Source organism: Enterobacter sp. RHBSTW-01064 (assembly GCF_014103035.1).
In the GTDB taxonomy this organism is placed as follows: domain Bacteria; phylum Pseudomonadota; class Gammaproteobacteria; order Enterobacterales; family Enterobacteriaceae; genus Enterobacter; species Enterobacter mori.
Genome location: NZ_JABXOU010000004.1, coordinates 432,118 through 457,206 on the forward strand (window position 1 = coordinate 432,118; position 25,089 = coordinate 457,206).

General features: G+C 58.5%; 24 protein-coding genes. 12 read left to right on the top strand and 12 right to left on the bottom strand.

Translation table 11 applies throughout. The features are described 5' to 3' along the window. Positions 1 to 7: 7 nt before the first annotated feature. From astB to HV355_RS15140, 4 genes are read right to left on the bottom strand one after another with little or no spacing between them, the layout of a single operon-like run. Complete coding sequence (astB, locus tag HV355_RS15125; RefSeq protein ID WP_148399498.1) at positions 8 to 1,333, bottom strand: N-succinylarginine dihydrolase; 1,326 nt, start codon at positions 1,331 to 1,333, stop codon at positions 8 to 10. Beyond that, positions 1,320 to 2,807 carry a succinylglutamate-semialdehyde dehydrogenase gene (gene astD / locus HV355_RS15130; RefSeq protein ID WP_182402493.1) on the bottom strand — a complete coding sequence of 496 codons (1,488 nt, stop codon included), beginning with the start codon at positions 2,805 to 2,807 and terminating at the stop codon, positions 1,320 to 1,322. The genes astB and astD overlap by 14 nt, the downstream gene beginning before the upstream one ends. Beyond that, complete coding sequence (astA, locus tag HV355_RS15135; RefSeq protein ID WP_120158871.1) at positions 2,804 to 3,838, bottom strand: arginine N-succinyltransferase; 1,035 nt, start codon at positions 3,836 to 3,838, stop codon at positions 2,804 to 2,806. The genes astD and astA overlap by 4 nt, the downstream gene beginning before the upstream one ends. Then, positions 3,835 to 5,055, bottom strand: a complete 1,221-nt coding sequence (locus HV355_RS15140; RefSeq protein ID WP_010430119.1) for an aspartate aminotransferase family protein — start codon at positions 5,053 to 5,055, stop codon at positions 3,835 to 3,837. The genes astA and HV355_RS15140 overlap by 4 nt, the downstream gene beginning before the upstream one ends. A 433-nt stretch (positions 5,056 to 5,488) precedes the next feature. Between HV355_RS15140 and xthA the strand changes: the two genes are divergently transcribed. The 6 genes from xthA (at position 5,489) to HV355_RS15170 (ending at position 11,670) form a co-directional block, all read left to right on the top strand. Then, complete coding sequence (gene xthA / locus HV355_RS15145) at positions 5,489 to 6,295, top strand: exodeoxyribonuclease III (protein WP_100166976.1); 807 nt, start codon at positions 5,489 to 5,491, stop codon at positions 6,293 to 6,295. A gap of 6 nt (positions 6,296 to 6,301) precedes the next feature. Then, positions 6,302 to 6,985 carry a TVP38/TMEM64 family protein gene (locus HV355_RS15150; protein WP_120158872.1) on the top strand — a complete coding sequence of 228 codons (684 nt, stop codon included), beginning with the start codon at positions 6,302 to 6,304 and terminating at the stop codon, positions 6,983 to 6,985. A 15-nt stretch (positions 6,986 to 7,000) separates the two neighbouring features. Then, the gene (locus tag HV355_RS15155; protein ID WP_182402539.1) at positions 7,001 to 8,161 is read left to right on the top strand and encodes an ABC transporter substrate-binding protein; all 1,161 of its coding nucleotides are present in this window, start codon (positions 7,001 to 7,003) and stop codon (positions 8,159 to 8,161) included. Beyond that, the gene (locus HV355_RS15160) at positions 8,134 to 9,669 is read left to right on the top strand and encodes a thiamine ABC transporter permease (RefSeq protein ID WP_182402495.1); all 1,536 of its coding nucleotides are present in this window, start codon (positions 8,134 to 8,136) and stop codon (positions 9,667 to 9,669) included. The genes HV355_RS15155 and HV355_RS15160 overlap by 28 nt, the downstream gene beginning before the upstream one ends. Continuing rightward, a complete protein-coding gene (locus HV355_RS15165; protein WP_182402496.1) occupies positions 9,669 to 10,289 on the top strand; it encodes an ATP-binding cassette domain-containing protein in 621 nt (206 codons plus the stop codon). Before HV355_RS15160 ends, HV355_RS15165 begins: the two co-directional genes overlap by 1 nt. Positions 10,290 to 10,362: 73 nt before the next feature. Next, positions 10,363 to 11,670, top strand: coding sequence for a sulfurtransferase (locus HV355_RS15170; RefSeq protein ID WP_182402498.1), 1,308 nt, complete (start codon positions 10,363 to 10,365; stop codon positions 11,668 to 11,670). Here the strand turns inward: HV355_RS15170 and HV355_RS15175 are convergent. After that, on the bottom strand, positions 11,667 to 12,284 hold the full coding sequence (locus HV355_RS15175; RefSeq protein WP_182402500.1) for a CDP-alcohol phosphatidyltransferase family protein: 618 nt from the start codon (positions 12,282 to 12,284) through the stop codon (positions 11,667 to 11,669). The two genes, HV355_RS15170 and HV355_RS15175, sit on opposite strands and share 4 nt — an antisense overlap. Next, positions 12,277 to 12,846, bottom strand: coding sequence for a carboxymuconolactone decarboxylase family protein (locus HV355_RS15180; RefSeq protein ID WP_182402502.1), 570 nt, complete (start codon positions 12,844 to 12,846; stop codon positions 12,277 to 12,279). Before HV355_RS15180 ends, HV355_RS15175 begins: the two co-directional genes overlap by 8 nt. A gap of 75 nt (positions 12,847 to 12,921) precedes the next feature. On the opposite strand from HV355_RS15180, the gene HV355_RS15185 reads away from it, so the two are divergent. Further along, positions 12,922 to 13,338, top strand: coding sequence for a pyrimidine (deoxy)nucleoside triphosphate diphosphatase (locus HV355_RS15185; RefSeq protein ID WP_275943576.1), 417 nt, complete (start codon positions 12,922 to 12,924; stop codon positions 13,336 to 13,338). Here HV355_RS15185 and HV355_RS15190 read toward each other — a convergent pair. Beyond that, positions 13,298 to 13,570, bottom strand: a complete 273-nt coding sequence (locus tag HV355_RS15190; protein ID WP_042714824.1) for a YnjH family protein — start codon at positions 13,568 to 13,570, stop codon at positions 13,298 to 13,300. The genes HV355_RS15185 and HV355_RS15190 overlap by 41 nt on opposite strands. Before the next feature lie 228 nt (positions 13,571 to 13,798). On the opposite strand from HV355_RS15190, the gene gdhA reads away from it, so the two are divergent. Next, positions 13,799 to 15,142 carry an NADP-specific glutamate dehydrogenase gene (gene gdhA, locus HV355_RS15195; RefSeq protein WP_182402504.1) on the top strand — a complete coding sequence of 448 codons (1,344 nt, stop codon included), beginning with the start codon at positions 13,799 to 13,801 and terminating at the stop codon, positions 15,140 to 15,142. A 116-nt stretch (positions 15,143 to 15,258) separates the two neighbouring features. Here gdhA and HV355_RS15200 read toward each other — a convergent pair whose 3' ends face one another. The 3 genes from HV355_RS15200 to HV355_RS15210 all read right to left on the bottom strand — a co-directional run bounded on the left by HV355_RS15200 (position 15,259) and on the right by HV355_RS15210 (position 18,888). Then, a complete protein-coding gene (locus tag HV355_RS15200; protein WP_174339369.1) occupies positions 15,259 to 17,172 on the bottom strand; it encodes a DNA topoisomerase III in 1,914 nt (637 codons plus the stop codon). 4 nt (positions 17,173 to 17,176) lie between these two features. Next, complete coding sequence (gene selD / locus HV355_RS15205) at positions 17,177 to 18,220, bottom strand: selenide, water dikinase SelD (protein ID WP_108416788.1); 1,044 nt, start codon at positions 18,218 to 18,220, stop codon at positions 17,177 to 17,179. Positions 18,221 to 18,336: 116 nt separating this feature from the next. Continuing rightward, positions 18,337 to 18,888, bottom strand: coding sequence for an NAD(P)H nitroreductase (locus HV355_RS15210; protein ID WP_010430090.1), 552 nt, complete (start codon positions 18,886 to 18,888; stop codon positions 18,337 to 18,339). A 167-nt stretch (positions 18,889 to 19,055) separates the two neighbouring features. Between HV355_RS15210 and sppA the strand changes: the two genes are divergently transcribed. From sppA to HV355_RS15230, 4 genes are all read left to right on the top strand, one after another. Then, positions 19,056 to 20,912, top strand: coding sequence for a signal peptide peptidase SppA (sppA, locus tag HV355_RS15215; protein ID WP_148399510.1), 1,857 nt, complete (start codon positions 19,056 to 19,058; stop codon positions 20,910 to 20,912). A 63-nt stretch (positions 20,913 to 20,975) separates the two neighbouring features. Further along, on the top strand, positions 20,976 to 21,992 hold the full coding sequence (gene ansA, locus HV355_RS15220; RefSeq protein ID WP_010430087.1) for an asparaginase: 1,017 nt from the start codon (positions 20,976 to 20,978) through the stop codon (positions 21,990 to 21,992). A gap of 9 nt (positions 21,993 to 22,001) precedes the next feature. Beyond that, complete coding sequence (gene pncA, locus HV355_RS15225; RefSeq protein WP_182402505.1) at positions 22,002 to 22,643, top strand: bifunctional nicotinamidase/pyrazinamidase; 642 nt, start codon at positions 22,002 to 22,004, stop codon at positions 22,641 to 22,643. Between the two features lie 215 nt (positions 22,644 to 22,858). After that, positions 22,859 to 24,112: a glycoside hydrolase family 18 protein gene (locus tag HV355_RS15230; protein WP_182402507.1), complete on the top strand. Its 1,254-nt coding sequence runs from the start codon at positions 22,859 to 22,861 to the stop codon at positions 24,110 to 24,112. 51 nt (positions 24,113 to 24,163) lie between these two features. On the opposite strand, the gene HV355_RS15235 is transcribed toward HV355_RS15230, so the two are convergent. Next, positions 24,164 to 24,436, bottom strand: coding sequence for a YeaC family protein (locus HV355_RS15235; RefSeq protein ID WP_108416785.1), 273 nt, complete (start codon positions 24,434 to 24,436; stop codon positions 24,164 to 24,166). Positions 24,437 to 24,477: 41 nt separating this feature from the next. After that, positions 24,478 to 24,891: a peptide-methionine (R)-S-oxide reductase MsrB gene (gene msrB, locus HV355_RS15240; RefSeq protein ID WP_010430078.1), complete on the bottom strand. Its 414-nt coding sequence runs from the start codon at positions 24,889 to 24,891 to the stop codon at positions 24,478 to 24,480. Between the last annotated feature and the right edge of the window lie 198 nt (positions 24,892 to 25,089).

The window sequence follows — 25,089 nt, forward strand, 5'->3', positions numbered from 1 at the left end:
CAGCCCCTTAGCGCTGGAACGGATAAACCGATCCCAGCTGCAGGATTGTCGATAACGCATCCAGCGCCTCGCGCCCTTCACGCAGAAGCTGCGGGTCAACCAGATCGGCCTGGGTCAAGCGATCCCGATAGTAACGATCGACCCAGTCGTTCAGCCGCGCAAAGAGCGTATCGTTCATCATGACCGCCGGGTTTACCGCCTGCATTTCGTCCTGAGTTAACACCACGCGCAGACGTAAACAGGCTGGCCCGCCGCCGTTGGCCATGCTTTCACGCAGATCAAAGACGCGCAGTTCATCAATCGGGTTATCGGCTTTCACCAGTTCGCTCAAATAACGCCACACGCCCTGATGATTACGGGACTCCTGCGGCAGCACCAGCATCATGCTGCCATCGTCACGGCTCAGCAGCTGGCTGTTGAAGAGGTAGGTTTCTACCGCATCCTGCACGCTCACCGCCTGTGTGGGAACCTGAATCGGCGTAAAACCGGGTACATGCTCATGCAGCGTGGCAAGCAACCTCTCCTGATGCGCAAACGCCTGTTCATGGCAGAACAGCACCTGACGGTTGGAGACAGCAATCACGTCGTTATGGAATACGCCCTGGTCGATCACCTGCGGGTTTTGCTGGGCAAAGATCGCCTGTGACGGATTGACCTGGTTCAGCCGGGCAACCGCCTGGCTCGCCGCCAGCGTCTGGCGTGCAGGATAGCGCGTGGGCGCGTTGTGACCGCCCTCTTCCCGCCCGTAGATAAACAGCTGCACGGCAGGATCGCCATAATCACCGCCCAGCCGGTTGTGGTTGGCCGCACCTTCGTCGCCAAACATCGCCACCTGCGGCAGGGCCTGATGCACCTCGAAACGGGCGTCATTCTGGAAAATGGCGCGCAGCACGCGCTCGGTGGTTTCCGCTTCGGTGGCGCGGTGGAATTTGTTATTCAGGTTCGCCACGGTCAGATGGACTTTGCCATCCAGCGTGTCGGCTGACGGCGCGACGGTCGCCGCGTTTGCCACCCACATTGACGACGCGGAGCTTGCAGCAGAGAGCAGGTGCGGCGTTTGCGTCCCCGCTTTTTCCACCACCTGCTCATCAGTACCGCTAAAACCGAGCTGGCGAAGGACAGCCACGTTCGGGCGCTCCTGCGGCGGGATGACCGCCTGCGGGAAACCGGCATCCGCCAGCGCCTTCATTTTTAGCAGCCCCTGCTTCGCCGCCAGCTTCGGGTTGGAAACCTGAAAACGGTGCTTCGTCGAGGCTTCATTCCCGAATGAGAGACCGGCATAGTGGTGCGTCAGCCCCACCAGCCCGTCAAAGTTGACCTCACGCGCTTTCATGACGATCCCCTCCGGTAAAATCCAGCCCCGGATTGAGCGTCTCCGGCAGCGTCAGCGCCGGCGTTTCCAGGCTCGCCATCGGCCACGCGCAGTAATCGGCGGCATACCACGCGCTGGCGCGATGGTTGCCCGACGCGCCCACGCCGCCGAACGGCGCGGTACTTGCCGCCCCGGTAAGCGGTTTGTTCCAGTTCACAATCCCGGCGCGCGCTTCCAGCAGCAGTTGTTCAAACTTCTCGCGATGCGGTGAAATCAGCCCGCTCGACAGGCCGTAGCGGGTGTTATTCGCCATCGCGATGGCCGCATCAAAATCGTCATAGCGCCAGACGCACAGCAGCGGGCCAAAGACCTCTTCATCCGGCACGTTGCTCGCGCCGCTCATCTCAATAATGCCCGGCGTCAGCAGCGAGGTACCTGGCTGAACCTGCTTCGGCTCCAGCAGAGTTTTCGCGCCGCGCGCGACGTGGTCCTGCCAGGCTTTCAGCACGTTTAGCGCGGCCTGCTCGGAAATCAGCCCACCGATAAACGGCTGCGGGTCGGCATCCCACGCGGCAGGCACCAGACGCGCGCTCACCTCTACCAGACGCTTGAGGAAGGCATCCCCCTGCGCGCCACGCTTGACCAACAGGCGGCGGGCACAGGTACAACGCTGTCCGGCGGTAATAAAGGCGGACTGAATCGTCAGGTGCACCGCAGCGTCGATATCATCAGGATCTTCGATAATCAGCGGGTTGTTGCCGCCCATTTCAAGTGCCAGAATTTTCTCCGGCTGCCCTGCCAGCTGGCGGTGCAGCTGATAGCCCGTTCCGGCGCTGCCGGTAAACAGCAGGCCGTCGATATCGCTCAGCGCACTCAGCGCCTGACCGGTTTCGCGCCCGCCCTGCACCAGGTTCAGCACGCCCGGCGGCAGACCGGCCTGTTCCCACAGCTTCACCACCGCCTCGCCGGTTAATGGCGTGAGCTCGCTCGGTTTGAAAATAACGGTATTGCCCGCCAGCAGCGCGGGCACAATGTGGCCGTTCGGCAGATGCCCCGGGAAGTTGTACGGGCCAAATACCGCCAGCACGCCGTGTGGACGGTGGCGCAGCGTGGCCGCGCCGTCCGGCATCTCGGTATGCTGTTCACCGGTGCGGGTGTGGTAGGCCTTCACCGAAATGGCGATTTTGTTGATCATCGCCGTCACTTCGGTGGTCGCTTCCCAGCGCGGTTTACTGGTTTCGGACGCAATGATGCGCGTCAGTTCGGCCTTATTCGCCTCCAGCAGCCCGGCAAATTTTTCCACAATCTCCTGGCGCACGGCGAAGGGCTGTTTTGCCCAAGCCGGAAACGCGCGGCGAGCAGCCTGGCCCGCCTGTTCTACCTGCCCGGCACTGGCATCATTTCCTTTCCAGAGCACCGCCTGGCCGACCGGATTGGTTTTTACCCGCAGGTCGCCTTCACCCGTTACCCAGTCACCGTTAATCCATAAAGTCATGCTGTTTTCTCCTCAGGGCAGAGACGCACCAGGCGAACCGAGTCGCCCGCGTTACATTTCAACGCATCCAGCTGCGCCGCCGTCAGTACCAGACGCTCACATTTAGGGTCAGTACGTACCAGCATGGCGCGGAAATTATTGTAATTTTCGTTGGAGACCAGACAGGCTGGCCATTCGCCCGGCGCGGGCTGTCCTTCGGAGACCGTCACCAGACGGCTTTTACGAATGGCGCGCACGCGGTCAATGTCACACTCAAGCGTTGGGCCGCCGTCGAAGATGTCGACATAGTTACGGTAGCGGAACCCCTCTTTCTCCAGCACCGCGCGGGCGGGCGCGGTCTGCGGATGCACTTCGCCGATCACTGCCTGCGCTTCCGGGGTGAGGAAATGGGTATAGATAGGATGTTTCGGCATCAGTTCGGCAATAAAGGCTTTCTGGCCCGTGCCGCAGAGATAGTCTGCCCGGCTGAACTCCATCGAGAAGAAGCGCTCGCCCAGGCTCTCCCAGAACGGCGAGTAGCCTGTCTCATCAATCACGCCGCGCATCTCGGCAACCACTTTTTCGTTAAAGCGATCGCGGAAGGCGGCCATAAACATAAAGCGCGATTTGGAGAGCAGATAGCCGTTACCCTCTTTGCGCCACGCCGGATCGAGGAACAGCGTGCACAGCTCGCTGGCACCCGTGTGGTCATTACAGAGAAACAGCGTGGGCAGCGCGTTATAGACGTTCAGCTCTTTCGAGGCGTGAACCATGGTGCCGACGCGGTAGTTGTACCACGGGTCGTTAAGCCCGACGGCCACTTCAATAGCGCAGATCCCGGCCACGGTGCCCGTGTCGGTCTCTTCCAGCACGAACACATACCCCTGTTCGCTTTTTGGCAACGTCCCCTGCCAGGTTTGCAGGGCGCGCTCAATGCGCGCCGACAGCGTTTTTTCATCGGCAGGAAGCGAGGTCAGCCCGCCTCCCGTCTTACCGGCAAGCTGCATGAGCCCGGCGAGATCGCCACGCTCAACGGGACGGATGACCATCATGATGACACCCCGGATTTCACCTGTTCACAGGCCAGCGCAAAACGGTCTAAGCCAGTTCTCACCTCTTCTTCGCTGACGATCAGCGCAGGGGCAAACCGCACCACGTTGGCACCGGCAATCAGCACCATCACGCCCACTTTTGCCGCTTCCTGTGAAATAAGTTTAGCTTTTCCGGCAAACTCCGGCGTGAGTTCGCAGCCGATTAACAGCCCCAGACCGCGAATTTCTTTAAACAGCCCCATTTTGCTGTTGATGGCATTCAGGCGCTCAACAAACCAGTCGTGACGCTGCTTAACGCCTTTCAGCACCTCAGGGGTGTTAATGATGTCGAGCACCTGCCCGGCGACGGCGGTAGCCAGCGGGTTACCCCCATAGGTGGTGCCATGGGTGCCCACGGTCATCACGCTGGCAAATTTATCGGTAGTCAGCATAGCCCCAATCGGGAAGCCGCCGCCCAGCGCTTTGGCGGTTGAGAGCACGTCCGGGGTTACGCCATAGTGCATATAGGCATACAGTTCACCGGTGCGGCCCACGCCGGTCTGCACTTCGTCGAAAATCAGCACCGCATTGTGACGATCGCACAGCTCGCGCAGCCCCTGCAGGAAGGCTTTTTGCGCCGGAAGTACGCCACCCTCGCCCTGCATCGGCTCGACGATCACCGCACAGGTTGTGTCGTCAATCAGCTCGCTGGCGGACTGCAGATCGTTATAGATGGCGTGACGGATATCCGGTGGCAGCGGTGCAAAGTCCTGAGAGTAGGAAGGCTGACCGCCTGCGCTGACGGTAAACAGCGTGCGGCCGTGGAAGGCATTTTTAAACGCCACAATCCCGCTCTTGTGCGTCCCAAACTTGTCGTGGGCATATTTACGCGCCAGCTTCAGCGCCGCTTCGTTGGCTTCCGCCCCCGAGTTACAGAAAAACACTTTTTCGGCAAAGGTCGCGTCGATCAGTTTTTTTGCCAGGCGCAGCGCAGGCTCGTTGGTAAAGCCGTTACCGGTATGCCAGAACTTCGCCGCCTGGTCGTTCAGCGCCTGACGCAGCGCCGGGTGCGCATGGCCCAGCGCATTCACCGCAATCCCCCCCGCAAAGTCGATGTACTCTTTGCCCTGCTGATCCCACAGGCGCGAGCCTTCCCCACGTACCGGAATAAAAGCCGCCGGAGCGTAAACCGGCATCATCCATTCATCGAAATTTTCACGCGTAATTGACAGAGACATAGCGACCTCATCCGGTAAATAAAAAGTTATTTGAATGTTAAATAATTGGGTGTTTGCACTGTGAATGTAGATTGCACGCTTCGTGCCAGCCAGCGATAAAAATGCATAAACGGGATAGCAAGACAGAATATCAACAGGTTACGATATGGAGTTATTCACTGTTAATGCATAAAAAGTGAATATTTTTACGACAAGCGGCGCTTTGCCGCATGAAAATCAGAAAGAGTATGCACAGGCCAAATATAATTCTGGAATTGTGATCGCTCGCGAAATTTATTGACCATTTACGCTCTGTTTGGGGGCACGGCGCATCAGAATGGTGCAAAAATTGCACCGTTGGCATTATCTGTCGCAGTAATTGGGCGAAGCGGATAACAGACGACACAATTTCTGCTACCATCCATGCACTATTCACCTTGCACTGGCAGCGACTATGAAATTTGTCTCTTTTAATATCAACGGCCTGCGCGCCCGTCCTCATCAGCTTGAAGCCATTGTTGAGCAACATCAGCCAGATGTGATCGGCCTGCAGGAGACCAAGGTTCACGACGACATGTTCCCCCTCGAAGAGGTGGCGAAACTCGGTTACAACGTCTTTTATCATGGGCAGAAAGGCCATTACGGCGTTGCGCTGTTGACCAAAGAGACGCCAGTTTCTGTGCGCCGTGGTTTTCCCGGCGATGACGAAGAAGCACAGCGCCGCATCATCATGGCGGAGCTGCCTTCCCCGCTGGGGAACATCACCGTGATCAATGGTTACTTTCCCCAGGGCGAAAGCCGCGACCATCCGACCAAATTCCCGGCCAAAGCCAAGTTTTATCAGGATCTGCAGGACTATCTGACCACCGAACTGAACAAAGACAACCCGGTGCTGATTATGGGTGATGTGAACATCAGCCCGACCGACCTGGATATTGGCATCGGTGAAGACAGCCGCAAACGCTGGCTGCGTACCGGCAAATGTTCCTTCCTGCCGGAAGAGCGCGAGTGGATGCAGCGCCTGCTGGACTGGGGCCTGGTGGATACCTTCCGTACCGCCAACCCGGAGACGCAGGATCGCTTCTCGTGGTTTGACTATCGCTCAAAAGGCTTTGATGACAACCGTGGCCTGCGCATCGACCTGCTGCTGGCCAGCTCCCCGCTGGCAGAACGCTGCATCGAAACCGGTATTGACTACGATATCCGTAGCATGGAAAAACCGTCTGACCACGCGCCGGTGTGGGCGAAATTCAAGCTGTAACTCTGAGTGAACATTCAAAAAACACTTTTACTGTGCGCCCTTCTGGGCGCCTTTGCGCTGGCGTTCTTCCTCCTGCCACCGGTTACGCTATCCCTCGACGTGATAAAAACTCACCAGCAGGCGTTGCTCACGCAGGTCGAACATGCCCCCCTTCGAAGTGCGCTCACCTATTTTGTTATCTATGTCGTGGTAAGCGCCCTGTCGATCCCTGGCGCAGCCATCCTGACGCTGTTGGGTGGTGCACTTTTCAGCTTGTGGGAGGGCGTACTGCTGGTGTCGTTTGCATCCACGCTCGGCGCCACGCTGGCGATGCTCGCCAGCCGTTATCTGCTTCGCGACGGGGTGCAACGGCGTTTTACGCTACAGATGAAAACGGTCAATGCCGGGATGGCGCGTGACGGCGCGGGGTACATTTTTGCCCTTCGCCTGATGCCGCTGTTTCCGTTTTTCCTGGTGAATTTGCTGATGGGGCTGACCCGCATCACGGTGCGTCGCTACTGGTGGGTAAGTCAGGTCGCCATGCTGCCTGCAACGGTTGTCTTTCTCAACGCCGGGCGCGAGCTTGGAAGAGTGACATCGCTGCGCGATATTTTGTCGCCGGGCCTGCTGTTCGCCTTTACACTATTGGGGTTATTCCCGCTGGCCACCCGCTGGCTCTTTTCCCGTTACACCTCTTCGTTCAAAAAGTGAGGCATTATGCGCCGTGTGCGTTTTTGCGCGTTTCTGACAAGCCTGCTGCTGGCGACGCCAGCCTTTTCTGCAGACAGCTGGCAATCCCTTCAACAACAGGCAAAAGGCCAGACCGTCTGGTTTAATGCCTGGGGTGGCGATCCGGCGGTAAACCGCTACCTGGACTGGGTTAGCGGCGAAATGAAAACGCACTACGCGATTGACCTCAGGATTGTTCGTCTGGCGGATGCCGCCGATGCGGTAAAACGCATCCAGACGGAACATGCCGCAGGGCGAAACCACAACGGCTCGGTCGATTTACTCTGGGTTAACGGAGAAAATTTCCGCACCCTAAAAGAGGCGGGTTTGCTGCAAACCGGATGGGCACAGCAGCTGCCGAACTGGCGATACGTTGATACGCGTAAACCGGTTATGGAGGATTTTGCCATCCCAACCGAGGGAGCAGAATCGCCGTGGGGCGGCGCGCAGCTGACCTTTATCGCCCGTAAAGCAAGCATGCCTGCGCCGCCAGATACCCCTCAGGCATTGCTGGCCTGGGCGCGGCAGCATCCGGGCAACGTCACTTATCCGCGCCCGCCTGACTTTACCGGCACGGCGTTCCTGGAACAGCTGCTTCTGACGCTCACCACGCAGCCTGACGCGCTAAAAAAAGCGCCGGATGATACCTTCCAGCAGGTTACCGCGCCGCTGTGGCGCTACCTCGACACGCTACATCCTCTGCTGTGGCGTAAAGGGCAAGATTTTCCTCCCTCGCCCGCGCGCATGGATGCCCTGCTCGCCAGCGGCAACCTGGCTCTGTCGATGACCTTTAACCCGGCGCATGCCCGGCAAAAGGTCGCCAGCGGTGAACTCCCTGCCGACAGCTACAGCTTCGGGTTTAAGAACGGCACAATCGGTAACGTCCATTTTGTCGCCATTCCGGCGAATGCCAGCGCCAGTGCGGGGGCAAAAGTGGTGGCAAACTTCCTGCTTTCACCGCAGGCGCAGATCCGCAAAGCCGATCCGGCCGTGTGGGGTGACCCGAGCGTGCTGGACGCGGGAACGCTACCCGCCGATGAGGCGAAGCGGCTTCGCAGCCACACGCCAGAAGCGTTACCGGCAGTGCTTCCTGAACCGCACGCCGTCTGGGTTAACGCGCTGGAGCAGGAATGGCTTCGCCGTTACGGCACCCGCTAAGCGCGGCGATCTGGCTGGTAATGGCGGTGATTTATCTCCCGCTGCTTCCTGCCGTCGCTATGCTGTTTACTCCGGCGCTGTCGCTCGATAGCTGGCAGGCGCTGGCTGACGATCCCCAGTTGCCGCAGGCGTTTGCCGCTACGCTGGTCTCGACGCTGTTGGCAACGCTGGGTTCGCTGGTGATTGCCCTGGGGTTCATCACGCTGCTTTGGCCCGGCGAACGCTGGCGTCGCTTGTGCACGCAGTTACCCTGGATGCTGGCGGTGCCCCACGTCGCTTTCGCGACCAGCGCGCTACTCCTGTTTGCCGAGGGAGGGCTGTTTTATCAGGTCTGCACTTTCTGCTCACCGCAGCTCGATCGTTATGGCATCGGGCTGGGGCTGACGCTCGCGGTCAAAGAGAGCGCGTTTGTCCTGTGGGCACTCTATGCCGCGCTGCCTGAAGCGCAGCTGGCGCAGAAGAATGTGGTTTTGCGTACCCTGGGTTACGGACGCCTTCAGCGCCTGTGCTGGCTGGTCCTGCCGACCATTGCCCCCGCGCTGGGTGCCGTGATGCTGGCCGTGCTGGCCTGGTCGCTGTCTGTGGTGGATGTTGCCATTATTCTGGGGCCAGGTAATCCCCCCACGCTGGCGGTGCTGGCCTGGCAGTGGCTCAGCCAGGGCGATGCGTGGCAGCAGGCGCAGGGAACGCTCGTTTGCCTTCTCTTACTCCTGACTCTGGCTCTGCTGGCCGGAGTGGGATTCGGCATCTGGAAAGCCTGGCGACGCACCTTGCCGAACCTCTCCGGCGTCAGGCGCCGCGCGTCCCTGCCGGTACCGGAAAAGTCGCTCGCCTGGTGGCTACCGGGATGTGGGATCCTCTGCGCCATCGTGCTGCTCGGTTTAGCGCGTCCCGAAGAGGCCGCACTGACCCCGTTAACCACCAGCCTTACGCTGGGGATGCTCTCTGGCGTGCTGGCGCTTGGGCTGAGTTTTCTCTGGCTCGAATGGGGGCCCAGAAGAGGCGCGCTGTGGGTCTGGCTGCCGCTCGCGTTGCCCGCTCTACCTCTTGTCTCCGGTCAATATGCCGTTGCGCTCACGCTGGGCATCGACGGGCAGTTCGCTGCCGTGCTCTGGGGGCACCTGCTGTGGGTACTGCCCTGGACGCTGCTGGTGCTGCAACCTGCCTGGCAAAAGCTGGATCCCCGACTGTTCCTCTCCGCCAGAACGCTTGGCTGGGGACGGATGAAAATATTCTGGATGCTAAAATGCCCGCTGCTGGTACGCCCGGCGTTACTGGCTTTTGCCACCGGGTTTTCGGTGAGCATGGCGCAATACATGCCCACACTGTGGCTGGGTGCCGGACGTTTTGCCACGCTGACCACTGAAACCGTGGCGCTCAGCAGCGGGGGAAGTCTTCCGATCCTGGCGACCCGCGCGCTGGGATTACTATTAGTGACGGGCATCGTTTTTGGCACCGCCGCCCTCTTATCCAGTCTGGCAGGCCGCTACCGTCGAGGATTACGTTAATGTTAAAGGTGCAAAATCTGACCATTGAACCGCTTTTCCGGCAGGTCAATTTTTGTGTACCGCGCGGGGAGATAGTGACCCTGATGGGGCCGTCCGGTAGCGGGAAATCGACACTTTTCTCCTGGATGGTGGGGGCGTTATCTTCTGATTTTAAGGCGCAGGGAGAACTGTGGCTTGATGAAAGCCGCTGTGACACCTTGCCCGTGGAAACGCGTGGTTTAGGGATCCTCTTTCAGGACGCCCTGCTGTTTGACCACTTCAGCGTCGGGCAAAACCTGATGCTCGCCCTGCCTTCCCGCATTAAAGGCGAGGCGCGTCGGGAACGCGTTGAGCAGGCGCTACGTTCTGCCGGGCTGGAAAATTACTCTGCCAGCGACCCTGCTACGCTTTCCGGCGGAGAACGCGCCCGGGTCAGCCTGCTGCGCGCCCTGCTTGCGGAGCCGCAGGCATTATTGCTGGATGAACCGTTCAGCCGCCTCGATAAAGCGTTACGAACGACGTTTCGAACCTGGGTGTTTGACGCCGTTCGTGCGCGTAATATTCCAGCGGTGCTGGTCACCCATGATGAGGAAGACATTCCGCCCGGTGGCAAGGTGATCGAGATTTCTCGCTGGCAATAATGTGCTAACGCAATGTTTTCAGATCCGGGAGAGACGACAATGCCCCCCTCTTTTACTGACGTCAGGTTATTCGATGAAACGTGTTTCTCAACTGACCGCGCTGGCCCTACTCTGCGGCCTCGCCTCACTCTCCGCCGTGGCGGCTGATATGTCCTCTTCCCTTACGCTGGCCGAACTGCAGGCGCAACAGGGCAAAGCCATCGACACCCGCCCCAGCGCGTTCTACAACGGCTGGCCGCAAACGCTCAGCGGCCCCTCCGGGCATGAACCCGCCGCGCTCAACCTGGCGGCCTCCTGGCTAAGCGCCATGAGCGACGAGCAGTTTGGCGCGTGGATAAAACAGCACCAGCTTACCCCGTCCACGCCCATTGCCCTTTACGGCCGCGATGCCGACAACCAGGCCGTTAAAGCCCGCCTGGAGAAGGCCGGATACGCGCATCTGTCGCTTCTCAGCGATGCCCTGCAAACACCCGACCGCCTACAGCGCCTGCCGCACTTTGAACAACTCGTCTACCCGCAGTGGATCCACCAGCTACAACAAGGCAAACCGGTCACCGCCGCCCCGGCTGGCGACTGGAAAGTGATTGAAGCCGCCTGGGGCGCACCGAAGTTTTACCTGCTGAACCATATCCCCGGCGCGGGTTACATCGACACTAACGAGGTGGAAAGCGAGCCGCTGTGGAATAAGGTCTCCGACGACAAGCTGAAAGCGATGCTGGCGAAACACGGGATCCGTCACGATACCACCGTCATTCTGTATGGCCGTGACGTTTACGCCGCCGCGCGCGTGGCGCAAATCATGCTCTATGCGGGCGTGAAGGATGTTCGCATTCTCGACGGCGGCTGGAAAGCATGGTCAGAGGCCAACCTGCCGGTTGAGCGCGGTATGCCGGCAAACGTGAAGCCTGCCCCTGATTTTGGCGCGCCGATCCCCGGCCAGCCGCAGCTGATGGTGGATATGGAACAGGCGCGCCGCATGCTGAACCGTCAGGATGCCTCGCTGGTCAGCATTCGTTCGTGGCCGGAGTTTATCGGCGACACCAGCGGCTACAGCTACATCAAGCCCAAAGGTGATATTGCCGGGGCGCGCTGGGGTCACGCGGGCAGCGACGCGACCCACATGGAAGATTTCCATAACCCGGATGGCACCATGCGCAGCGCCGATGATATTGCCGCTATGTGGAAGACCTGGCACATCCAGCCTGAGCAGCACGTTGCGTTTTATTGCGGCACCGGCTGGCGCGCGTCAGAAAGCTTTATGTATGCCCGCGCGATGGGCTGGAAGAACGTCGCCGTCTATGACGGCGGCTGGTACGAATGGAGCAGTCATCCGCAAAATCCGGTCTCTACCGGCAAACGCGGGCCTGAGAGTACCCTCTAAGGCTTGAGTGACTTCAGCGTCACATAGCCGCTCCAAATGCGCGTTGTGGTGGTCAGCCAGCACAACGCGCCGAATATCCACGCAAACAGCGTAAAGTGTGCCGGAAACAGGCAGCACAGTACGAACAGCGCGATGGTTTCCGTCCCTTCCGTTAGCCCACCGATGTAATAAAACGACTTGTGAGCATAGCCCGGGTTGTCGATATCGTGTTTCGCCGCCAGCGCCGCAAACGCCAGAAAACTGCTGCCGGTGCCGATAAACGCGAACAACAGCCAGGCGGCGGCCAGCGCATTCTCGGCGGGCGCAGCCAGGGCAAAGCCAAACGGGACCAGCGCGTAAAACAGAAAATCGAGCGCGATATCCAGAAACCCTCCCGCATCGGTTAATCCCCTGCGGCGCGCCAGCGCACCGTCCAGACCATCCAGCAGGCGGTTGAATACGATGGCGACCAGCGCAGCAAAATACCCGCCGAGCGCCAGAAACGGCAGCGCCAGCACGCCGACGGCAAATCCTGTTAACGTCAGGCCATCAGGGGTAATAAAGGGTTTATCCAGCACGGCCACGAGCTGGTTAAGCAGAGGTTTCAGGCGAGGATGCAGGTGTTTATCAAGCATGGGGTTTCTCTTTAAAGGTCGCGCACAGCCCCTGAGCAGGAATGTCGAGCGCGGCATTAAAACGTGCCGAGAGGTTTTGAAACGCAATCAATGCCGTCATTTCGGTAATCGCGTCGTCTGTAAAGTGGCGCTTCAACTGCGCTTTGACCACGTCATCCACCTGAGGCGGCGTGGCGCTGACGGCTTCGGCGTACGCCAGCGCAGCGCACTCCTCGTCGCTGAATACATCGCTTTCACGCCAGTGGCTCACCGCCTGAACTTTATCCAGCGCGCCCGCCCGCTCGGCAAGCCGCAGGCTGTTGGCATCGATACAAAATGCGCAGTGACACAGCTGCGACACGCGGGTCATCAGCAGTGAACGCAGCACCGGGGAAAGACGTGCCTTGCGGCGCTCCAGATAACCGACAAACAGCGCAACCAGCCAGAACAGACGCGGCATCCGTCCCCACCAGCGAGTGGGATTAAGCACCGCGCCAAAATGTTTTTTCTGCATGGCGGCAATCGGCTTAAGGCTGGCGGGAAGGGATTCGATGGGGGCAACCCAGGTGGTGGTCTTTTTCACCTGATTCTCCTGATAGCTGGACTCTGAGAAAGGGCACGATAATATGTCTTTTTTTGCTAACAATTATTGACGACCATGCTGAAAACACTCGATGTCGTTGCCGCCATCATCGAAAAAGACGACAACATTTTACTGGCGCAGCGCCCTACCCACGCCGACCAGCCGGGAATGTGGGAATTTGCGGGCGGGAAAGTCGAAGCCGGTGAAACCCAGCCCGAGGCGCTGATCCGCGAACTGCGTGAAGAGTTGGGCATTGAGGCTCAGCCTGCGCGCTACGTGGCAAGCCACCAGCGCGAAGTGTCGCAGCGGTTAATCAACCTGCACGCCTGGCATGTTCCCGTCTTCTGTGGAGAGCTCACGGCGCACTACCACAGCGCGCTGGTGTGGTGTACACCGGAAGAGGCGTTCGCCTACGACTTAGCCCCGGCGGATATTCCGCTGCTGGAGGCCTTTATTCTTTTACGCGACGCCAGACCAGCGGATTCGTGCTAATGGTGCGTTCATCACGCTGGCACTGCAGTAAAACACCGTCCGCTTTAACCACCGCCCCTTCAGAATAGTTTTGATCCTGATAGATGCAGCACTGATTGCACGGCTGCGCGCGCTGGCCGCTGGAGCTAAAAACCTCTGGCGGCACGTTCACTTCCACATCCGGGCGAATGCGGTCCGCCTGAGCGCCAGCGGTAAACATCAAACATAACGCGGTGATCACGTAACGGTTCATCGACTTGTCTTCCTGTTGTGTCCTGATATTGACTATAACGGTAAACCTGAGCAGAACCTTTAATTTATCTCGCCATCGCTTTTGGTTATGACCCGCCCTTTCTCATGAATTTCCCTTTCGGCACACATTTCTGCTTGCCTCACAAAGCGGTACGGGTGGTATAGTCAAAAAAACAACACAAATCGCATAAGCAACATACATAAATTACTATAAGAGGTTCTTATATCTATGGATCAGACACGCACTCTGGAAAGTTTCCTTGCCCATGTTCAGCAGCGCGACCCGCACCAAAGCGAGTTCGCGCAGGCCGTTCGTGAAGTGATGACCACCCTGTGGCCCTTCCTTGAACAAAATCCGCGCTACCGTCAGATGTCTCTGCTTGAACGCCTTGTCGAGCCAGAACGCGTGATCCAGTTCCGCGTGACATGGGTTGACGATCGCAATCAGGTGCAGGTCAATCGTGCGTGGCGCGTACAGTTTAACTCCGCCATTGGCCCGTTTAAGGGCGGTATGCGCTTCCACCCGTCCGTAAACCTGTCGATTCTGAAGTTCCTCGGCTTCGAGCAGACCTTTAAAAACGCCCTCACCACGCTTCCGATGGGCGGCGGGAAAGGCGGCAGCGATTTCGATCCGAAAGGCAAAAGCGAAGGCGAAGTGATGCGCTTCTGCCAGGCGCTAATGACCGAACTGTATCGTCACCTTGGTCCTGACACCGACGTTCCTGCCGGTGATATCGGCGTCGGTGGACGTGAAGTGGGCTTTATGGCCGGGATGATGAAAAAACTCTCTAATAACAGCGCCTGCGTCTTTACCGGCAAGGGGCTGTCGTTTGGCGGGAGTCTGATCCGCCCGGAAGCGACCGGATACGGCCTGGTTTACTTCACCGAAGCCATGCTCAAGCGTCACGGCTTAGGTTTTGAAGGGATGCGCGTCGCGGTGTCCGGTTCCGGTAACGTGGCGCAGTACGCTATTGAGAAAGCGATGCAGTTTGGTGCTCGCGTGGTAACCGCCTCTGACTCCAGCGGCACGGTGGTGGATGAAGCGGGCTTCACGGCGGAGAAACTGGCGCGCCTGTGTGAAATCAAAGCCAGCCGCGACGGTCGCGTGGCGGATTATGCCCGAGAGTTTGGCCTGACCTACCTGGAAGGGAAACAGCCGTGGGGCGTGCCGGTGGATATCGCCCTGCCGTGCGCAACGCAGAACGAGCTGGATGTTGAAGCCGCGCGTACATTGATTAGCAACGGCGTGAAAGCCGTAGCTGAAGGGGCGAATATGCCGACCACCATCGACGCGACGGACCTGTTCCTGGAAGCGGGCGTGCTGTTTGCGCCGGGCAAGGCCGCTAACGCGGGCGGCGTGGCGACCTCCGGCCTCGAGATGGCGCAAAACGCCGCGCGCCTCGGCTGGAAAGCGGAGAAAGTGGATGCGCGCCTGCACCACATCATGCTGGATATTCACCACGCCTGCGTGGAGTACGGCGGTGAAGCATCGCAAACCAACTACGTGCGCGGGGCGAATATTGCCGGGTTCGTGAAGGTGGCGGATGCGATGATTGGGCAGGGCGTGATTTAAGCTTTCGCTGCATTCTCGCTCTTGTAGGCCCGGTAAGCGTTAGCGCCACCGGGCTTTTTTCAGGCCGCAGAGCTGCTTTTCGCCGGGTGTCGGCTGCGCCTTACCCGGCCTACGGTTTAAGAGGCTGCCGCGCTCTTTTTCTTTTTAAACGTTTTCTTCGCGCCACCACCGGGTGCAACCATCCCTCTGAACGTTTTCACCGGCGTGCTGCGCGCCTGATCGATCAGTTGGTAAAGCGTCCCGACCAGCGGCTGCATAAAGTCCTGATAGCGGCACTGCTTCTCGCTGATCTGCGTCAGCACCGACTCCCAGTGCGCGGTCATGTCCGGCCTCGCGGCCAGCTCTGGCAAGGAGTGAATCAGTGCCCGGCCCGGCTCTGTCGAATGGATATAGCGCCCTTTTTTCTCGAGAAAACCACGCTTAAACAGCAGCTCGATAATCCCCGCGCGGGTTGCTTCCGTACCCAAACCGTCGGTGGCGCGGAGGATCTTCTTCAGATCTTTATCCTGCACAAAACGGGCGATCCCGGTCATGGCGGAAAGCAGCGTCGCGTCGGTGAAATGGCGCGGCGGCTGGGTCTGACGCTCAACCACTTCGCCCTTCTCGCACAGCAGCTCGTCATCTTTAGCGACCACCGGCAGCGGCGTGCCGTCGTTCTCCTCGTCGCGCTCTTTGTTACCGAGCAGCGTGCGCCAGCCCGCTTCCGCAAGGAAACGCGCTTTGGCGACAAACTTGCCTTTGGCAATCTCAAGCTCAATGACGCATTTACGGAACACCGCGTCCGGGCAGAACTGCATCAGGTACTGACGGGCGACCAGGTTGTACACCTTCGCTTCGTTCTCGGTCAGATTGACGCTGCTGGCACGCGCCGTCGGGATAATCGCGTGGTGGGCATCCACCTTTTTATCATCCCAGCAGCGGTTATGGGTGTCCGGGTTGACCGTCGGCTGCGGGAGCAGATCCGGCGCATGCACGCCGATGGCGTTCATCACCGAGTGGCGTCCGGCAAAGTGTTCTTCCGGCAGATAGCGACTGTCCGAACGCGGATAGGTGATGAGCTTATGGGTTTCGTAGAGCTTTTGGCAGATATCCAGTACGTTCTGCGCGCTCAGGCCAAACTTTTTGGCCGCCTCAATCTGAAGTGCAGAGAGCGAAAACGGCAGCGGCGCGGGTTCTGATTCCCGTTTATCGTTATAGCTGGTGACGATAGCGGGCTGGCCGGTAATGCGGTTAACCACGTGATCGGCCAGCGGACGATGGAGCAGACGCCCCTCTTCATCCTGGTATGACTCGCAGGCGTCGCTCGGCTGCCAGACGGCGGTAAAGCGCTCGTCTTTTGGGGTGACAATATGCGCTTTCACTTCAAAGAAATCTTTGGCGACGAAGTTTTCAATCTCTTCATCACGGCGAACCACCAGCCCCAGCACCGGCGTCTGCACGCGGCCCACGGAGAGCACGCCCTGATAGCCCGCGTTGCGCCCGAGGATGGTGTAGGCGCGAGTCATATTGATACCGTACAGCCAGTCGGCGCGGGCGCGGGCTAAAGCCGAGACGCACAGCGGAATAAACTCGCTGTTGGCGCGCAGGCGCGAGATTGCCCGCTCAACGGCCTGCGGGTTGAGGTCGTTAATTAAACAGCGCTGCACCTGCTGGCGCTTTTCCGGCGCCAGCTCCAGGTAGTCCAGCACTTCATCGACCAGGAGCTGCCCTTCCCTGTCCGGGTCACCCGCATGCACGATTTCAGCCGCTTCATGCAGGAAGCGCTTGATCACGTTGAGCTGTTTGGTGACCGAAGGCCGGGGCTGCAGGCGCCATTTTTCCGGCACGATGGGCAGATCGTTCAGGTTCCAGCGGGCATAGCGGCTGTCGTAGACATCCGGCTGCGCCTGCTCAAGCAGGTGACCAATACACCAGGTGACCACCTGCCCGTTACCGCATTCGATGAAGCCGTCGCCTTTGCGATGCGGTTTAGGCAGCACATCGGCAATGGCGCGGGCCAGGCTCGGCTTTTCGGCAATAAACAACCGCATCGAATTAACGGATCTCAATCATCGGTCGGCCGCCGCGCGCGGTCACCAGCTCGCCGATCGCCGTCAGGGTGATGCCAAACTCAGCGGCGGTCGCCTGAACGTCGGCTTCGGATCCCGGCGTAACCGCCAGCAGCAGGCCGCCGGAGGTTTGCGGATCGCACAGCAGGTTGCGCCACGCTTCAGGCATCTCGCCCATCAGGTGACCGTAGCTGGCGAAGTTGCGCTGGGTACCGCCCGGCACCGCGCCCTGAGCAATATACTCTTCCACGCCCGGCAACTTCGGCACGTCCTGATACCAGACCTGCGCCTGAACGCCAGCGCCCTGGCAGACTTCACTCAGGTGTCCCAGCAGACCAAAACCGGTCACGTCGGTCATCGCCTTCACGCCGTCGATGTTGGCGAAAGCCGCACCCGCCAGGTTCATCTGGCACATCACTTCCGTTGCCAGACCCACATGCTCGGGCTTCAGCAGGGATTTTTTCTCGGCGGTGGTGAGTACGCCAATGCCCAGCGGCTTGGTGAGGAACAGCTTACAGCCCGCCTGCGCGGTGCTGTTGCGCTTCACGCGCTCGGTCGGTACCACGCCCGTAACGGCCAGGCCGAAGATCGGCTCCGGCGCATCGATAGAGTGACCACCGGCCAGGGCAATCCCCGCCTGCTGACAGGCAAAGCGCCCGCCCTCAATCACATCGCGGGCAATCTCAGGTGGAATGGTGTTAATCGGCCAGCCCAGAATGGCAATCGCCATGATCGGCTTACCGCCCATCGCGAAGATATCGCTGATGGCGTTAGTCGCCGCAATGCGCCCGAAATCGAACGGGTTATCGACAATCGGCATAAAGAAATCGGTGGTGCTGATAATGCTGGTGCCGTTACCTAAGTCATAAACCGCTGCATCGTCACGCGTTTCGTTACCGACAAGCAGGTTCGGGTCGACAAACTTCGCCTGTTCGCTGTGCAGGATGGTCTCCAGCACTTTCGGGGAAATTTTACAACCGCAACCGGCTCCGTGGCTGTATTGCGTTAAACGAATGGTTTGCTCGCTCATGGACGTCTCCTGTCATCTCAATCGCGCTATGGTAGCGCTCATTCCATAAAGAGGTAAGTATGACTGTCTGAATTCTGCGGCGGATGCTCAGAATCCAGACAGTTTAGCGCGGGTTATCAGAAACGGCTGACGAAAGGCGTGGTGTCCGGCACGCTGATGGTGCTGGAGGCTTTAAGCTGCGGGGTGCCAAGATAGAGGAAGCCGACAATTTTATCGTGCTCGCCACAGGCAAAGCCATCACGCACGACCGAACTCTCGGTCAGCGGCCCGGTGCGCCAGATGCCATTGAAGCCCTGCGCGACGGCGGCCATTTGCATCGCCATCACCGCGCAGCCTGCGGACATTTCCTGCTCCCAGACCGGCACCTTATGGTCGGCCTGACATTTCGCCACGACAGCGATGATCATCGGCGCGCGGAAAGGCGCACTGCGGGCTTTATCAATCCCTTTCTCATCCTGACCAGCAGCAACCGCGCCTTTTTCCAGTAACGCACTGAAGCGGTCGCGGCCTTCGGCTTCAATCACAAAGAAGTGCCAGGGCTGGAGCGTGCCATGATCCGGCGCGCGCAGGCCCGCACGCAGAATGTTTTCCAGCTGCTCGCCCGCTGGAGCAGGCTCGGCCAGACGCGACGCGCTACGGCGGTTAACAAGCAGTTCAAGTGCATCCATTGGTTAACTCCTTTCTTGAAATTTACTCACAAAATTAACACGGCGGCAGATTTTGTTACAGCGTGTCAGGCGATTCCTGCTGACAAGTGGCGGTTGGGTCATTACGATAGCCCAACATTACCGTCACGTGGCGACGGAAACAGTCATTTTCTGGTTAGGGAGAATACATGCGAACCCTTTGGCGAATCTTTGCCGGTTTCTTTAAATGGACGTGGCGACTGCTCAACTTCGTCCGCAACCTGGTGATGAACATCTTTTTCATCTTCCTGGTGCTGGTTTGCGTAGGCGTCTGGATGCACATCAGCAACGCCAACCAGGCCCAACATTCGACCCGTGGGGCGCTGTTACTCGACATCACCGGCGTCATCGTTGATAAACCTTCTACCAGCAACCGTCTGGGCGTGATTGGCCGCCAGCTGTTTGGCGCAACATCCGACCGTCTGCAGGAAAACTCCCTGTTCGATATCGTCGATACCATTCGTCAGGCCAAAGACGACCGCAACATCACCGGGATCGTGCTGGATCTGAAAGATTTTGCCGGAGGCGATCAGCCTTCCATGCAGTACATCGGTAAAGCGCTGCGCGAGTTCCGCGACAGCGGCAAACCGGTGATTGCCGTGGGCGACAGCTACAGCCAGGGGCAATATTATCTGGCGAGCTTTGCCAATAAAATTTGGCTCTCGCCGCAGGGTACGGTCGACCTTCATGGTTTTGCCACCAACGGGCTGTATTACAAGTCGCTGCTCGACAAGCTGAAAGTCACCACCCACGTCTTCCGCGTCGGTACCTATAAGTCTGCGGTTGAGCCGTTTATCCGCGACGATATGTCCCCTGCTGCCCGTGAAGCGGACAGCCGCTGGATTGGCGAACTGTGGCAGAACTATCTCGGCACCATCGCCGCTAACCGTCAGATTACCGCTGAACAGGTCTTCCCTGGCGCGCGCGGCATGCTGGACGGGCTGCGTAAGGTTGACGGCGATACCGCGAAATATGCGCTCGACAACAAGCTGGTTGACGCGCTGGGCTCAAGCGCGGATGTCGAAAAAGCGCTGACCAAACAGTTTGGCTGGAGCAAAGAAGATAAAAACTTCAGCGCCATTAGCATGTATGACTACGCAGCGAAAAAACCTGATGAGACCGGGGACAGCGTTGCCGTGGTCTTCGCTAACGGCGCTATCATGGACGGACAGGAGACCCCGGGGAACGTTGGCGGGGACACCACCGCGTCGCAAATCCGCGATGCGCGCCTTGACCCGAAAGTGAAAGCGATTGTTCTGCGCGTAAACAGCCCTGGCGGCAGCGTGAGCGCTTCTGAAGTGATCCGCGCGGAACTGGCCGCGGCACGCGCCGCTGGCAAACCGGTGGTGGTATCAATGGGCGGAATGGCCGCATCGGGCGGGTATTGGATCTCCACGCCAGCGAACTACATTGTCGCCAACCCAAGCACGTTGACCGGCTCTATCGGCATCTTCGGGGTGATTAATACCGTGGAAAACAGTCTGGACTATCTGGGCGTGCATACCGATGGCGTTTCCACGTCTCCGCTGGCGGATGTGTCGGTGACGAAATCTCTGCCGCCTGAAGTCTCTGAGATGATGCAGCTCAGCATTGAGAACGGCTATAAACGCTTTATCACGCTGGTAGCGGACTCGCGTAAAAAGACGCCTGAGCAGATCGACCAGATCGCGCAGGGCCACGTCTGGACCGGCCAGGACGCGAAGAGCAACGGCCTGGTGGACAGTCTGGGTGACTTTGACGACGCCGTTAAGAAAGCGGCCGAACTGGCGAAGCTCAAGCAGTGGCACGTTGAGTATTATCAGGACGAGCCGTCGTTCTTCGATATGGTGATGGACAGCATGTCCGTTTCCGTTCGCGCCATGCTGCCGGAGGCGCTGCAGGCTTACCTGCCTGCGCCTGTTGCCACGGCAGCGAAAGCGATGAAGGCGGAAAGCGATAAGCTCGCGGCCTTTAATGATCCACAAAGTCGTTACGCGTTTTGCCTGACCTGCGCGAACGTTCGTTAAAAACCGTCCCCGCTTCGCGCGAAGAGGGGATTTTTTTCTTTTGAAGAACAAGAACTCACACCCATGCAGAAGAAATCGATTTATGTAGCCTACACTGGCGGTACCATCGGGATGCAGCGCTCTGAAAACGGCTATATTCCTGTCTCCGGCCACCTGCAGCGTCAGCTTGCACTGATGCCTGAATTCCACCGCCCGGAAATGCCTGACTTTACCATCCACGAATACGAGCCGCTGATGGACTCCTCCGACATGACGCCGGAAGACTGGCAGCACATCGCGGATGATATTAAAGCCCATTACGACCAGTACGACGGCTTCGTGATCCTGCACGGCACCGACACCATGGCGTTTACCGCTTCCGCGCTCTCCTTCATGCTGGAGAATCTGGGCAAGCCGGTTATCGTCACCGGCTCGCAAATCCCGCTGGCGGAGTTGCGCTCGGACGGCCAGATCAACCTGCTGAATTCCCTTTACGTGGCGGCGAATTATCCGATTAACGAAGTGTCGTTGTTCTTCAACAACCGTCTTTACCGCGGCAACCGCACTACCAAAGCGCACGCCGACGGCTTCGACGCTTTCGCCTCGCCTAACCTGCAGCCGCTGCTGGAAGCGGGTATTCATATCCGTCGTCTGGGCACGCCGCCTGCGCCGAACACCGCCGGTGAGCTGATTGTGCACCCGATTACCCCACAACCGATTGGCGTGGTGACGATTTACCCTGGGATCTCTGCGGACGTGGTACGTAACTTCCTGCGTCAGCCGGTGAAAGCGCTGATTTTGCGCTCTTACGGCGTCGGCAACGCCCCGCAGAACGGCGAATTCCTGAAAGAGCTTCAGGAGGCCAGCGAGCGCGGGATCGTGGTGGTGAACCTGACCCAGTGTATGTCCGGCAAGGTGAACATGGGCGGCTACGCCACCGGCAACGCGCTCGCACATGCCGGAGTCATCAGCGGCTTCGATATGACCGTTGAGGCAACGCTGACTAAACTTCACTATTTACTGAGTCAGGACCTGGACATTCAGTCTATTCGCAGCGCGATGATGCAAAACCTGCGCGGCGAGCTGACCCCGGACGAATAAGGAGGCTACATGAAGCAACGCGCTCTGTTACTGGTCGATTTGCAAAATGATTTCTGCGCGGGCGGCGCGCTGGCCGTCGCGGAAGGTGACAGTACCGTTGATGTGGCGAATACGCTGATTGACTGGTGCAAAGCCCGCGGCGAAGCGGTTGTCGCAAGCCAGGACTGGCACCCGGCGAACCACGGCAGCTTTGCCAGCCAGCACGGCGTTGAGCCTTTCACTCAGGGGGAACTCGACGGGCTGGTGCAAACCTTCTGGCCGGATCACTGCGTACAGCAGACGGAAGGCGCGGAGCTGCATCCGCTCCTGAATCAGAAAGCCATCGACGCGGTGTTCCATAAAGGGGAAAACCCGGATATCGACAGCTATAGCGCGTTTTTTGATAACGGGCATCGCCAGAAAACGGCGCTGGACGCATGGTTACGTCACCACGAAATCACGGAGCTGATTGTGCTGGGCCTGGCGACGGATTACTGCGTAAAGTTTACCGTACTCGATGCGCTCCAGCTGGGTTACTCCGTCAGCGTCATCACCGATGGCTGCCGCGGGGTGAACATTAACCCGCAGGACAGCGCTCAGGCGTTTATGGATATGGCCGCCGAAGGCGCGACGCTGTATACGCTGGAAGACTGGCTGGAAACGCAGGCGTAAACCTTTTTAGCCGGGTGGCGCTGACGCTTACCCGGCCTACCTTTCCCCGTAGGCCGGGTAAGGCGCAGCCGCCACCCGGCAACCCCCTCTCCGATCTCCCATAAAGTGAACTCCCTCGCATCCTCAGCGAAGCGGCAATGCTATTCTCATCAGGTTATTTTTCCGCCACGCTTTTTCAGTGGCGTGGTTTTTTCGTTTGTCAAAGAGGAACTTGTATGAAACGTTTGCCCTTGCTGGCAGCATTACCCTTGCTTTGCGCGTCAGTTGCCTCCGCCAGTACCCTGATGTCCGTAGGCTACTTTAACGGGGGTGGCGATGTCACCGCCGGACCGGGTGGCGACATCAATAAGCTGGACGTTCGCCAGATCACCCACCTGAACTACTCGTTTGGCCTTGTCTATAACGATGAGAAAGATGAAACCAACGCCGCCCTAAAAGATCCGACGAAACTGCATCAAATCTGGCTATCGCCAAAAGTCGCCTCCGATCTGGCCCTCATCCCGACCCTGCGTAAACAAAACCCGAACCTCAAAGTGCTGCTTTCTGTTGGCGGCTGGGGGGCGCGTGGCTTCTCTGGCGCAGCGGCAACTAAAGAGACGCGCGCGGTGTTTATCCGCTCCGCGCAGGAGATCGTCGATAAATACGGTCTGGACGGGATCGACCTCGACTGGGAGTATCCCGTCAACGGCGCGTGGGGGCTGGTTGCCAGCACGCCTGCCGACCGGGATAACTTCACCGCGCTGCTGAAAGAGATGCGTGAGGCGTTCGGGCAGAAAAAACTGGTCACTATCGCGGTAGGCGCGAATGCGGAAAGTCCGAAAAGCTGGGTGGATGTCAAAGCCATCGCCCCGCTGCTCGACTACATCAACCTGATGACCTACGACATGGCGTACGGGACGCAGTATTTCAACGCGAACCTGTATGACTCCAGCGCCTGGCCGACGGTTGCCGCGGCCGATAAATACAGCGTCGATTTTGTGGTGAACAACTATCTTACCGCCGGGTTGAAACCACAGCAGATGAACCTCGGGATCGGATTCTATGGCCGCGTGCCGAAACGCGCCGTCGAGCCGGGGATCGACTGGACGAAACAGGATGCGCAAAAAAATCCGGTGACCCAGCCCTACTTCGGACCTCAGGAGATCGGGTTGTTCACGTCACTCGGCTATGACCTGACCAAAGATACCTACGTGAAGTACAACGATATCGTGAAGAAGCTATTGAAAGATCCGCAGAAGCGCTTTACTGAGCACTGGGATGACCAGGCTAAGGTGCCGTGGCTGTCGGTGAATTCTGCCGACGGGAAGGCGCTGTTTGCGATTTCCTATGAGAACCCGCGTTCCGTTGCCATCAAAGCGGACTATATCAAAGAGAAAGGTCTGGCAGGGGCGATGTTCTGGGAGTACGGCGCGGACGACAACAACCAGTTAGCGAAGCAGCTGGCGGCGTCGCTCGGGATCCCACACTAAGGTGTAGTGTGCCGGGTGGCGCTAACGCTTACCCGGCCTACACAGAGAGCATTATTTGAAAGTCGCAATCGGCTTCGGCGTGATGCCGAAGTCTTCTTTCAGCTCGCGCTTGCTCTTCATCACCATCTGTCCACTGGTGTCGATCGTCATGTGCTGCGCGTCAGTATTGTTGCGCGCCTGCCATAACATCACCAGCTGCAGGCTGTTCTCTTTTTGCTCCGGGGTGAGCGCCACACCATCTGGCCATTTTCCCAGTTCAACGGCCGTCACCAGACGCTGATAAACCTCCGGTGTCATACCGCTAATCATGTCATCAATATTCATGATGTCTCCCTTTTAAAGGAATAATTTGCTGAATCGATTTTTCAACCTTTAGTGTGATCGCCATTTTCGTCATCAGTGAAGCTTAACGAGGCTGAATTCACGCAAAAACGCTCACCCGTTGGCTGAGGCCCATCAGGGAAGACATGCCCGAGGTGCGCATCACAGTTTCCGCAACGAATTTCAGTGCGTACCATGCCGTGTGAGGAGTCCGTCAGATAGCGGATCGCGTCATCGCTCACCGGCTCGTAAAAGCTCGGCCAGCCACAGCCTGAATCATATTTTGTTTGCGAATTAAACAGCGGCGCATCGCACACCAGACAGTGGTAGACGCCGTCTCGTTTGTTGTGCAGTAAACGCCCGGTGAATGGCGGTTCCGTTCCGTGGTTCTGCGTCACGTAAAACTGCATTTCTGTGAGGTTTTTTTTCAAATCGTCGGGGTTACGTTGGTTCGACATATGCTTACATCTCGCTGTAGAAACAGACATCTTCTGACCCGAATTCTAACAAAACATTAACACCCTTGCGTGCACTTTTGTTCTAAACTTATGTGTCGCGAAAAGGCGGTCAGGCAATTGTGACCTGTTTCACATTTTTATCCTGCGAGGCCTTTAAAATTCCGGCCGCAGCCCCCATGTGGTTGCTAGCTCAAAGGG

Excerpts from the sequence above, each read along its gene's own strand:
- astB (WP_148399498.1), bottom strand. The coding sequence starts at position 1,333 with ATGAAAGCGCGTGAGGTCAACTTTGACGGGCTGGTGGGGCTGACGCAC.
- astD (WP_182402493.1), bottom strand. The coding sequence starts at position 2,807 with ATGACTTTATGGATTAACGGTGACTGGGTAACGGGTGAAGGCGACCTG.
- astA (WP_120158871.1), bottom strand. The coding sequence starts at position 3,838 with ATGATGGTCATCCGTCCCGTTGAGCGTGGCGATCTCGCCGGGCTCATG.
- HV355_RS15140 (WP_010430119.1), bottom strand. The coding sequence starts at position 5,055 with ATGTCTCTGTCAATTACGCGTGAAAATTTCGATGAATGGATGATGCCG.
- xthA (WP_100166976.1), top strand. The coding sequence starts at position 5,489 with ATGAAATTTGTCTCTTTTAATATCAACGGCCTGCGCGCCCGTCCTCAT.
- HV355_RS15160 (WP_182402495.1), top strand. The coding sequence starts at position 8,134 with ATGGCTTCGCCGTTACGGCACCCGCTAAGCGCGGCGATCTGGCTGGTA.
- HV355_RS15165 (WP_182402496.1), top strand. The coding sequence starts at position 9,669 with ATGTTAAAGGTGCAAAATCTGACCATTGAACCGCTTTTCCGGCAGGTC.
- HV355_RS15170 (WP_182402498.1), top strand. The coding sequence starts at position 10,363 with ATGAAACGTGTTTCTCAACTGACCGCGCTGGCCCTACTCTGCGGCCTC.
- HV355_RS15175 (WP_182402500.1), bottom strand. The coding sequence starts at position 12,284 with ATGCTTGATAAACACCTGCATCCTCGCCTGAAACCTCTGCTTAACCAG.
- HV355_RS15185 (WP_275943576.1), top strand. The coding sequence starts at position 12,922 with ATGCTGAAAACACTCGATGTCGTTGCCGCCATCATCGAAAAAGACGAC.
- HV355_RS15190 (WP_042714824.1), bottom strand. The coding sequence starts at position 13,570 with ATGAACCGTTACGTGATCACCGCGTTATGTTTGATGTTTACCGCTGGC.
- gdhA (WP_182402504.1), top strand. The coding sequence starts at position 13,799 with ATGGATCAGACACGCACTCTGGAAAGTTTCCTTGCCCATGTTCAGCAG.
- HV355_RS15200 (WP_174339369.1), bottom strand. The coding sequence starts at position 17,172 with ATGCGGTTGTTTATTGCCGAAAAGCCGAGCCTGGCCCGCGCCATTGCC.
- selD (WP_108416788.1), bottom strand. The coding sequence starts at position 18,220 with ATGAGCGAGCAAACCATTCGTTTAACGCAATACAGCCACGGAGCCGGT.
- HV355_RS15210 (WP_010430090.1), bottom strand. The coding sequence starts at position 18,888 with ATGGATGCACTTGAACTGCTTGTTAACCGCCGTAGCGCGTCGCGTCTG.
- sppA (WP_148399510.1), top strand. The coding sequence starts at position 19,056 with ATGCGAACCCTTTGGCGAATCTTTGCCGGTTTCTTTAAATGGACGTGG.
- ansA (WP_010430087.1), top strand. The coding sequence starts at position 20,976 with ATGCAGAAGAAATCGATTTATGTAGCCTACACTGGCGGTACCATCGGG.
- pncA (WP_182402505.1), top strand. The coding sequence starts at position 22,002 with ATGAAGCAACGCGCTCTGTTACTGGTCGATTTGCAAAATGATTTCTGC.
- HV355_RS15230 (WP_182402507.1), top strand. The coding sequence starts at position 22,859 with ATGAAACGTTTGCCCTTGCTGGCAGCATTACCCTTGCTTTGCGCGTCA.
- HV355_RS15235 (WP_108416785.1), bottom strand. The coding sequence starts at position 24,436 with ATGAATATTGATGACATGATTAGCGGTATGACACCGGAGGTTTATCAG.
- msrB (WP_010430078.1), bottom strand. The coding sequence starts at position 24,891 with ATGTCGAACCAACGTAACCCCGACGATTTGAAAAAAAACCTCACAGAA.